At 35.5% G+C, this 10768-nt stretch carries 6 protein-coding genes and 1 pseudogene; 5 read left to right on the forward strand and 2 right to left on the reverse strand.

The features are described from left to right. Positions 1–72 precede the first annotated feature (72 nt). From carA to AOG55_RS07075, 4 genes and pseudogenes are all read left to right on the forward strand, one after another. Positions 73–1128: a glutamine-hydrolyzing carbamoyl-phosphate synthase small subunit gene (gene carA / locus AOG55_RS07060; protein ID WP_055041086.1), complete on the forward strand. Its 1056-nt coding sequence runs from the start codon at positions 73–75 to the stop codon at positions 1126–1128. Next, complete coding sequence (gene carB, locus AOG55_RS07065; RefSeq protein ID WP_052656878.1) at positions 1121–4282, forward strand: carbamoyl-phosphate synthase (glutamine-hydrolyzing) large subunit; 3162 nt, start codon at positions 1121–1123, stop codon at positions 4280–4282. The genes carA and carB overlap by 8 nt, the downstream gene beginning before the upstream one ends. 220 nt (positions 4283–4502) lie before the next feature. After that, positions 4503–5912, forward strand: a complete 1410-nt coding sequence (locus AOG55_RS07070; RefSeq protein ID WP_048102400.1) for a purine-cytosine permease family protein — start codon at positions 4503–4505, stop codon at positions 5910–5912. 262 nt (positions 5913–6174) lie between these two features. Continuing rightward, a pseudogene (locus AOG55_RS07075) lies at positions 6175–7458 on the forward strand (MFS transporter). 42 nt (positions 7459–7500) lie between these two features. Here the strand turns inward: AOG55_RS07075 and AOG55_RS07080 are convergent. Continuing rightward, a complete protein-coding gene (locus AOG55_RS07080; RefSeq protein WP_048102399.1) occupies positions 7501–7749 on the reverse strand; it encodes a hypothetical protein in 249 nt (82 codons plus the stop codon). Positions 7750–7862: 113 nt separating this feature from the next. Between AOG55_RS07080 and AOG55_RS07085 the strand changes: the two genes are divergently transcribed. Then, entirely contained in the window at positions 7863–9044 is a 1182-nt protein-coding gene (locus tag AOG55_RS07085; RefSeq protein ID WP_048102398.1) for an MFS transporter, read from the forward strand. Between the two features lie 4 nt (positions 9045–9048). On the opposite strand, the gene AOG55_RS07090 is transcribed toward AOG55_RS07085, so the two are convergent. After that, positions 9049–10662, reverse strand: coding sequence for a B12-binding domain-containing radical SAM protein (locus AOG55_RS07090; RefSeq protein WP_048102397.1), 1614 nt, complete (start codon positions 10660–10662; stop codon positions 9049–9051). Between the last annotated feature and the right edge of the window lie 106 nt (positions 10663–10768).

Raw genomic sequence — 10768 nt, forward strand, 5'->3', positions numbered from 1 at the left:
TTTAATAATTTTTTCTTTAAAATAATGGAAAATAATATATGCCATACAAAAATTACCCTTTTTAGGATTTAAATGGATAAATATTTGATACTTGAAGATGGCACGATAATAGGTGGCAGGGGTTATGGTTATGAGGGCGAATCCCATGGTGAGCTGGTTTTTACAACATCCATGTCTGGTTATATTGAAACAATAACTGATCCATCGTATGCAGGTCAGATACTTATATTTGCATTCCCAGAGATTGCAAATTACTCTGTTTCCATGGAAAAAATGGAATCAGAGAAGATTCAGGTGGCTGGCCTTATCACAAAGGACGCCCATGAAATTTTTTCCGGAGGACCCTCTGGAAATGATTTTAATGAATTTTTGAAAAGGTCAGGCGTGCCGGCCATTGATGGCATAGACACCAGGGTTCTCGTTGAAAAAATCAGAAAAAATGGGGTTTTAAGATGTTTTATCAGAAACAAGCCGGAAATCCCCGATGAATTTCCGGACACAATGAATGATGACCTTGTTGGTTTGGTTTCCAGAAAAGAGTACCAGTATTATAAGGGTAATGACAGAAGAAAAATACTTTTTATTGATGTGGGAACCAAAAATAGCCTCATTACAAATCTTGGAAGAATTGCATCACTTCATATAGTACCATATAATTATGATTTTTTTAATTCAAAACTTGATTATGATGCAGTTTTTATTCCAAACGGTCCTGGAAATCCGGATCATCCGGCATTAAAAAATCTGGTTGAATTCATCAGGGACGTTTCAGCTGAAAAGCCTGTTATCGGTGTATGCCTGGGAAATCAGCTTATTACACTGGCCTTTGGTGGCAGAACCAAAAAAATGAAGTTTGGCCACAGGGGTGTTAACCATGCTGTTACTGATGGCACTAGAATATACATAACGTCCCATAACCATGGATATGCCGTTGATAATGAATCACTAAGGAATACCGATTTATCGATGAGAATGTGGGATATTAATGATAATACGGTTGAGATGGTGGAGCACAGGGATTTACCTGTTTATTCTGTGCAATTCCATCCGGAGGCCCATCCTGGGCCATATGACGGGAGCTGGTTTTTTGATAAAATAGATGAAACTTTGGGTGTTAAAAATGATTAAGGACATTAAATGCACACTTGTAATAGGTTCAGGGCCAATAGTTATAGGGCAGGCTGCCGAATTTGATTATTCAGGATCACAGGCATGCCTCGCACTCAGGGAGGAGGGCATAAAAACTGTTCTTCTTAATTCAAATCCTGCAACGATACAGACTGATAGGGAGATAGCAGATAAAATATATATTGAGCCTGTGGAGCCGGATACCGTGATTGAAATAATAAAGAATGAACATATTGATTCAATACTCCCATCCACAGGGGGACAGGTTGGGTTAAATCTTGTTATACTTTTGGATAAGCTGGGAATATTAAGCCAGTATAACATAAAAATACTGGGCACACCGGTTAAATCCATAGAGATTGCAGAGGATAGAAAGAAATTTTTTGATTTGATGCGCAGCATTAATGAGCCCATAATAAACTCATATACAATAACAAAGGATTCATTTATGGCACAGATTGAAAATATTAAAAAATATCCATTAATATTAAGAACTGGTTTTTCACTGGGTGGTTCAGGAGGCAAAATAATTGATTCAAAGGAGGATCTAATTAATTACTGTGAGGACTACTTTATCATAAATGATATACCACTGGAACTTGATGAATCTCTTCTTGGACTGAAGGAAATAGAATATGAGATGATGAGGGATAATGCCGGAAACTGCATATCCATATGCAACATGGAAAATTTAGACCCAATGGGTGTGCATACCGGTGAGAGCATTGTTGTAACCCCATCACTAACATTAAGCAATGATGATTACCAGAAACTAAGAACGGCGGCAATACATATAGTAAGCTCAATCGGTGTTGTTGGTTCATGCAATATTCAGTTTGCCCTTGACCAAAAAAATAATGAGTACTATGTTGTTGAGGTAAATCCCAGGACATCAAGGTCCTCTGCACTTGCCTCAAAGGCATCCGGGTACCCGATAGCCAGAATATCCACAAAAATTGCAATAGGGTATAATCTGAATGAAATTAAGAATCCAATTACAAAAACAACATATGCCGCATTTGAGCCATCAATGGATTATATCACAGTTAAAATTCCCAGATGGCCATTCGATAAATTCTCTGTTAAAAGGGAAATAGGCATAGAAATGAAATCCATAGGGGAGGCCATGGGAATTGGTAGAACCTTTGAGGAGGCTCTTTTAAAGTGTGTTGCGTCCCTGGATATAAAGGATTCAAAATCCTTGAGGCTTTTTACAACAAGGGATAAAACACTTGAATTAATAGAAAAACCAAATGACTTAAGGCTTTATGCCATATTTGAGGCACTGTTCCAGGGCATAGATATAGAGACAATAGCAGGCAAATCAGGCTATGATCCATTTTTCATATATAAAATGAAAAATATTGTTACAGAGTTGCAAAAACTAAAACCGGGGAAACTCCCGGAAAATCTGAGATATATCAAATCACTGGGAATTTCTGATGAAACTCTTTCATATTATACAAAAATGGATGAGGTTGATATAATTAAAAACAGGATTAATAATAATATTATGCCTGTGTATAAAAATATAGATACATGTTCTGCAGAATTTGAATCAAACACCCCATATTTATACTCCTCATATGATTCACAGAATGATTTTAAAACAATTGAAAATAAAAAGATTGTAATTATAGGATCAGGACCAAACAGGATATCCCAGGGTGTTGAATTTGATTATGGATCTGTTAAGGCAGTTATGTCATTAAAATCCTTGGGATATACATCCATTATGGTGAACAGCAATCCCGAAACAGTATCAACAGACTTTGATATATCTGACATCCTTTATTTTGAGCCCATCACATTGGAGCATGTATCCAATATTATTCACAGGGAAAAACCAAATGGAATAATTATACAGTTTTCAGGGCAAACCGGTCAGAATATGGCCTCCGGATTAAGCAGAATATTTGGCAATATAGTACTTGGAACATCTCCAGAAAATATATTTAACATCGAGGAAAGGACAAAATTTTCAAGAGAGCTTAAAAAGCTTGGCATAAAGCAGCCCGAGTTCATAGAAATAGAAAATATAAATGATATTGAGAAAAAAATATCCAGCATAAAACTTCCGGTCATAATAAGGTCAAGCTTTATTATTGGTGGCAGGGCAATGGATATAATTTATGATTACAACATATTAATAGACAGAATACAGGAACTATTCAGGGAAAGGCCCGGATTTCCGATACTTGTAAGTGAATACATCAAAAACGCAACAGAAATAGATGTCGACTTTGTATCAGATTCCACAAGGGCAGTTATCGCAGGCATATCGGTACATATTGAGGAGGCAGGCACACATTCTGGTGATGCATCAATGGTGCTTGCCCCAAATATGGTAAATGATTCTATTAAAAACAAAATATTTGATATTGTTGAGAAGCTAAGATCAAATTTTAATCTTCTTGGCCTTTCAAATCTGCAGCTTGCAGTAAAGGATAATGAAATCTACGTAATAGAATTAAATGCAAGGTCATCAAGGTCAGTACCATTTGTGGCAAAGGCAACAGGCATAAACTGGGTTGATTCTGCGGTAAAGGCCATTCTCGGTACACCATTAAGGGAAACTTATATGGAACCCAAATCATATTTCATTAAAATTCCTGTGTTTCCATTTAAAAGATTCAGGGATATGGACGTGATCCTTGGCCCTGAAATGAAATCCACAGGAGAGGCAATGTGCTGTGGTCTGGACTTTAATGAGGCAATGGCAAAGGCAATTAAAATAATTAAAAGGAATTTTAAGCTTGAATCCGCACTTATTACTGTTAATGACGGTGACAAGCCAGAGGCACTGGAAATTGCAAGAAAATTATCACTTAATGGAATAAAAATCTATGCAACGCCGGGCACATCAAAATATCTTGAAAACAACGGCATAAAAAATATTACTGTTTACAGGCTCAAGGATATGCGGAAGCCGGGCCTAAGTGAGGTTTTAAAGAATGAAAATATATCAATTATAGTAAATACACCATCTGAAACATATGGATCATTCAGGGATGGCTTTTCCATAAGGGAAATTGCAGTTAGAAGGGATATACCACTAATAACCAATATAAAATTCGGGGTTGCACTTATAAACGCACTAACATCAAAAATTACACCGCATTACAGGGAAATAGGTGAATATGTTAAAAACTAAAGTTTATTAATAATCAAAACAAAATTTTATATATTTATTTACCATTTTGATGGGTGTATAAAGTTTTCATGGATTTTTAATATTTATTATCACATTTTGTTAAAATTATTAAATATTTTTGAATAATATGGATATAAAATGAAATATAAAATATAATTAGATTATATCTGTATAAAAAAGTTAAAATACTGATATAATTTATAACCATAAGTGAATTAAAATGAATGAGGATGTTTTTGACACGCAGGTTACCGAGAAGCATCTGGAGGTTATAGGGGTAAATCCAATACCAAAGGAAAGCAGGACGCATTCACCAGGTAAAATATTCAACTTCTGGGCCATGGCAAGCGCATCGGCAACAACACCATTAATAGGTCTTTTACTTGCTGGAACAGGCCTCTGGAATATGGTGCTGGTCATTACAATAGCACTGGTAATTGGGATAATTCCTGCAGGATTGTTTTCCAACATGGGCAGGCAGATTCCATTATCGGCACTGGTTGTATCAAGAAAAACTTACGGGTACTGGACGTCAAACGGCCTTTCACTGCTTTACACCTTTGTTAACCTTGGCTGGTTCGGCGTAAATGACGCCACCGGTGGTGAAATACTGGCACTTTTAACGCATTCAAGCCCGGTAATCTGGTTTATAGTCATTGGTATACTTCAGATTTTGCTAGTAATGTTCGGCCTAAAATGGCTTGAATACTTCTATAGATATACATCAATTCTATTAATCGTTGTCTATGCCATTTTAACCTATTATTTAATAACATTATTCCATGTCAACTTTGGAGCATTAACAGCACAGACAGTTCCCATTAACTGGGGGATTGATATTAATCTTGTTCTGGCATTTTCTATTCTATCATGGACATACAAAATTTCAACAGCAACCAGATTTGCAAAGCCTGAAACGAGGAATGAGAAAAAATGGACAAAAATTGCATATTTTATAGCAGCCCCTATTGGAATAATAGTTCCTGTATTTTTAATGGGCATAATCGGCTACGCATCAAATATTTATGCAGGGAACTGGAATCTTGCGGCAGTTTCATTCCCTGTTAAAAATACCGCACTTCTTCTGCTTTTAGGTGTTGCAGCATTTGGTGCATCCCTGGCTGTAATACATACAAATGCAATGAATTTATATCCATCAACTGTAGACCTCCTTGCCGGAATACAGCCTGCCTTTAAAAAGAAGCAGAAGGAAAAATTGGCCCAGCCAGTATCAACAGCAATTCTGGGAGTATTTGGAATAATACTGGCCATAGCTGGTATTTTAACCCATATAGAAACATTCCTAAACCTGATTGCTGATCTATTATTCCCATATACATTTATATTAATAGTTGACTGGTATTTAAATTTGAGAAAAACTGCGAAAATAAGAGATTTTTATACAATACCCAAGACATTTTCAGGCAATTTTAACATAAATGCTGTTCTTGCAACTGTAATAGGAGTTCTGATAAACTTCTTTGGCCTTGGCATGTTAAATCCAATTTTTAACTACTTCCCACAGCAGGTATTTGGGTCGCTTGTGGCAGCATTATCTTACATAATATTATTCTATGCAACAAATGCAAGATACAAACCTGCAACAGAGAAGGAGCCAGAAAGTGAATAAATTAAATAAACATATTTTTTTAATTTTTTATTTACCAGATTCATTAGAAAATAAATATTAAAAATTTTATTTCGCCTATTTGAAAAATGTATATGTAAGGTTTATGTAATTTTAGGGTTTAATAATTATTCCCAGAATATTGTCCGGGCATAGTCCAATAATTGATATCCCTGGGATTATATATTTGAATATATTTAAATGGAATTATACAATATATAAGTTATATAAGAAAAATTTAAATCATAGTATGAATACGGTTTATATGGATGTTACTATAAAGAGTGTTAAACATTCGCTGAGAAAGCGTTATATAAGGCTGGCCCCGATTTAATTTTTCCTTTATGTAATAAACTTCCTTGATAGAGTTAATCTATCATACGCAATAGCTGCGAACATGTTTCCTGATATAGGGGTACCAGCCTCAAGTGCAGATTTCATTGCCGGTGTTGCATCATCACTATTTTTTGTGGCATATGCAATTCCCCAGGTCTTTACAACACTTAGAATAAACAGCATGGGCATTAGAAAAATATTTGCCTTTGCATTTTCTGCATGGGGAATAATAACCATTGTAACCGGTTTTGTACAGAATGTGCCTGAAATTTATGCATTAAGGTTTATACTGGGTCTTGCAGAGGCACCATTTTATGCAGGTACCATGTTCTTTATGGGCATCTGGTTTGTCAAGGAGGAGCGTGGTGTTGCAAATTCCTTTTTTAATGCCGCAATTCCTGTCGCAGGAATTTTTGGAGGCCTAATTTCTGGCGCAATATTTACGGCGTACGGTAATAATCCCGGATGGAGATACCTCTTCATATATGAGGGAATATTAGCACTTATATCCGTGGCAATACTCTGGGTAGTTTTAACAGACTTTCCAGAGGATGCAAAGTGGCTAACAAAGGATGAGAAGGATGCACTTGAAAGGGAATTAAAAAACGAGGAGGAAAACAAGCCAATAAAAGTTTCATGGAAGGAGGCATTAAAACAGAGGGATGTGATATTATTAACAATCGTTTATTTTCTTGGTGTAACAGGTTTATATGGATACACAATATGGCTTCCATCAATAATAAAATCCATGGCCAATATAAGCGCTGCAACTGCCAGTTTCCTAAGTGATATTCCATACGTTGTCGCTGCCATAGCCCTGATTTTAATATTAAGATTTTCGGATAAAAAAGGAAATAGAAAGCATTTAACCGCCATTATTTTCTTCGTTGCATTTGCCGGACTTGCATTAAGTGCATTCCTTCTGGTTTCATCACCAGTGGCGTCATTTATATTCTTTACAATATCGGCAATAGGCATATTCAGCTTCTTACCGATATTCTGGAATATACCACAGGAGGCGCTAACAAGGGAAAGCTCCGCATCATCGATTGGCATGATCAATGGCCTGGGCAATCTTGGAGGCATAGTTGGCCCAATTCTGGTTGGTGGCCTTCAAAGCTATACACATTCATTTGTTGCAGGTGTTTATTCCATGGCTGTCTTCGTCCTTCTTGCAGGAATTGTTGTATTAATGGTCAGGCATTCAAGATAATAAATTATTTTTTATTTTTATAAATTTCTTATTTTGAAGGTTTTATTTTTTATAATATTTAGTCCCATCAAGTTTTTCAATGTCCTTTTTATAGCTATACATGAATATTATCTCCAGAAGCACAAATGCAGCAATGAATGATATTAAATCCATAACGTTGATTATTATTGCCATTACTTTAATTATTGATAGAATAAATCTTAATGCGAGAATTATTACCGAAAAAATAATTAATGTTTTTCTATGAATCCATAGAAATCTTGAATAATCCTTTTTATTAAGTGCCGTCATAATTATTATAATAACATCAAATTAAATAAATAGTTTGTTTTATTAATATTGTTTTGCGGTAAAAGGTTTAATAATAATATATTTATAAGCCTTTAATAATGAGCCTGATTTAAATGGAAAAATCTAAAAATTACCCATTTGGGAGAATTATAATTCCGACATTTTTGTCATTCTATTTGAATTCATCAATAAGGTATTTTATTCCGGCCATTTTACCGTTTATTATTTTAAATCTTCATATAAGCGTACTGCTGGGGTCACTGCTTATTACATCATACTGGGCAGGTTACACGGCCTTTCAAATTCCATCAGGTATGCTATCTGATAAATTTGGGCTGTCGCTTACATCAAAGCTTTCATTTTCAATGATTTTCATACTTTTTATACTGCTTTACTTTTTTATTAATAATTATTTATCGTTAATGATTATACAATTTTTCCTTGGAATTTTTTCAGCATCACTTTACGTCTCGGATGCCTCACTTGTACAGGCATGGACACCCAGAAAGGAGAGAACCACCGCAATTGGTATATATCAAACAGCATATTTTGTTGGCGCATCCATAGGGGAATTTATTACAATTGAGGCTTTAAATATAACATTCAAATTACCATTTTACATAATTTTTGGCTTTCTTGCAGCAGTTCTTTTAATAGATTTGACCTTTATTAAGGAGCCCGAGGTAAGAAAAAAAAGCAAAAAACAAAAGATTTCTAAGGATATTATTTATGTAACATTTATAAGGTTTGCTGCAGGTTTTTCCTATTTGGGATTTTTATCATTGTACTCAACGTTTATAGTCTATTCCGGAATCGCATCAGGCTCAAACCTTTTTCTTTATACATGGATACCGTCAATAGGTGGCATCATAACATCGCCACTTGGTGGAAGGATATCGAAAAGGTTCAAAAACGGCAGGCCATTAATAGCAGCAGTCACAGTTTTATTCCTCGGTGCCATAATTATATCAACTGCATTTATTAAGGGATATCTGGTAATTCTGCCTTCATTTCTGGCAGGATTCAGCTATGGATTGTATGCAGGGCCATCAATGGGTATGGCATCAGATGTAAGTGGTGGTGACAGGAATCTGGCATCTGCAAGCGGAATTATTAACTTCAGTTCGCAGGTTGGAGGGAGCATATCTCCATTTGTAATAGGATACCTTTTTTCAGTATATGGCACATTTTCAGTTCCATTTATTACTCTTGGAATAATATCAATAATTTTTATTATACCTGTTCTTTTTAAGATAAAAAAATCATCCATAGGGGACGAGGCATTAAATGAATAAAATTTTAGGTTTTTGTTGCGACACCATTATTATTTACCGAAATTCTATCCTTTAATCCAGTTTTTGTCAGCCAGGCCATGGATTTTAGAAATCCACCCACGGTATTCAGGTTGATGTTTGAAAATACCTGTGAGCTCTTTCCGTGTGTTATGTACAGTTTATAAAATATGTCATCCAGATGGGAAAATACGGAATCCACCATTCTGTCAGATAAATACCTTAGAACAGGGTTCATTGATCTGGCCATGACCGGTATCAAATCCTTTATGACCCCAAAGTCATACTTCCATGACATATATAAGAGCTCCCAGTAACCAGATGGTAGTTTTTCCATGTATGGAAATGGATTATTGTGTATATGTGAACTTGTCATAGGTATAACCGGCAGTGGGAAAATAAAGGCCTTAAACTGGTTATCTATGATTGAATTTACAATATCCATGCTCTGTTTTAAGTCATTTTCATCCTCCTCCGGATATCCAATTGTCATGGTATAGCATGGGTAAATATATGCCTCATTCATAATTTTGGTTGCCCTTACAATAACAGATTTCCAGTCCTCTGGCCTCCAGGGAAATGGCTTTGCATTCATGTATTTATGCATTATTTTTACAGAACCTGTTTCAAGGCCCACCACGGGTGCCTCCGCCCCGTATTCCTTTAGGTTTGATATATCTGACATTTCATATACTGTATCTGGATCACTAAGAACTGCAGGTGCTGAAATATGAGGGAATAAAACGTATCTTGCTCCCATTGATTTCATTGTTTTAAAAAGTTCTATGATTGCATCATGGTTTACCCTTAATTTTTGCTGGCCATATAACAGTATATCATCAGTTATTAATTCTATATCCTTTGCACCGCCATTTAATTCTATTTTAGCCTCCTTTTTTATATCCTCCAGGGGTATTGTTCTGTATGTTTCAGGTGTTATGGAACAGAACTGGCATCCCCTTGGGCAGCCGCGCGTAACCTGAACCTGTCCATACCGTGCAGGATGAACTATCGGTGGTATATCCTCAACCTTCGGCATTCTTCCAGTAATATTTTCCGGGAGTTTTTCCCCATTCAAAGCCTTTTTGACAATAAGAGGAAAATCAATCTCTGCCTCACCATTAAAAACTGTATCAACAAAATCAGGTTTTTTTAATCCTATCTGCCAGGCTGCCGGACCACCAACTATAACCTTGAAATTATATTTTGCCTTTAATGTTTTAACCTTTTTAGCAAGCTCCTCAAAATATACGGCATTCCAGCTTTCCTGCCCGCCAAAAAGCATTGTTAGCTTAAATGTTACAGGGCTCAATCCATAGGGATCATGAACATTTATACCAAGAACCTTTGTATTTTCATCTATAAATTTTTCAATGTCATCAGGCGGGGATATTTTCACATCATTAAAATTATTCTTCAAAAGTATGGCCTCAAGTTTCCTTAATGAGTATGGCACAAAACTGTCTATTTTTTCAGGATTACCAGGTCTTTTTGAAAATATGGCATTCATTAAGGCCTTTGGAACAATGTTATGCGGAAGACATGAAACGTAGCCAAAAACCTGCACACCTCCGTAATTCGAAAACGTTCCGCGATCCGAGGTTAGAACTATCTGGCTCATAATTATAAATTATTTGTAAATATTTAAATTTTTGTTATAAATCCAAATGAATTTATATATTAACATATTTTTGAGAACATTATAATGATATAAATGTATAATTAGA

The organism is Acidiplasma cupricumulans (genome assembly GCF_001402935.1).
Classification (GTDB): Archaea; Thermoplasmatota; Thermoplasmata; order Thermoplasmatales; family Thermoplasmataceae; genus Acidiplasma; species Acidiplasma aeolicum.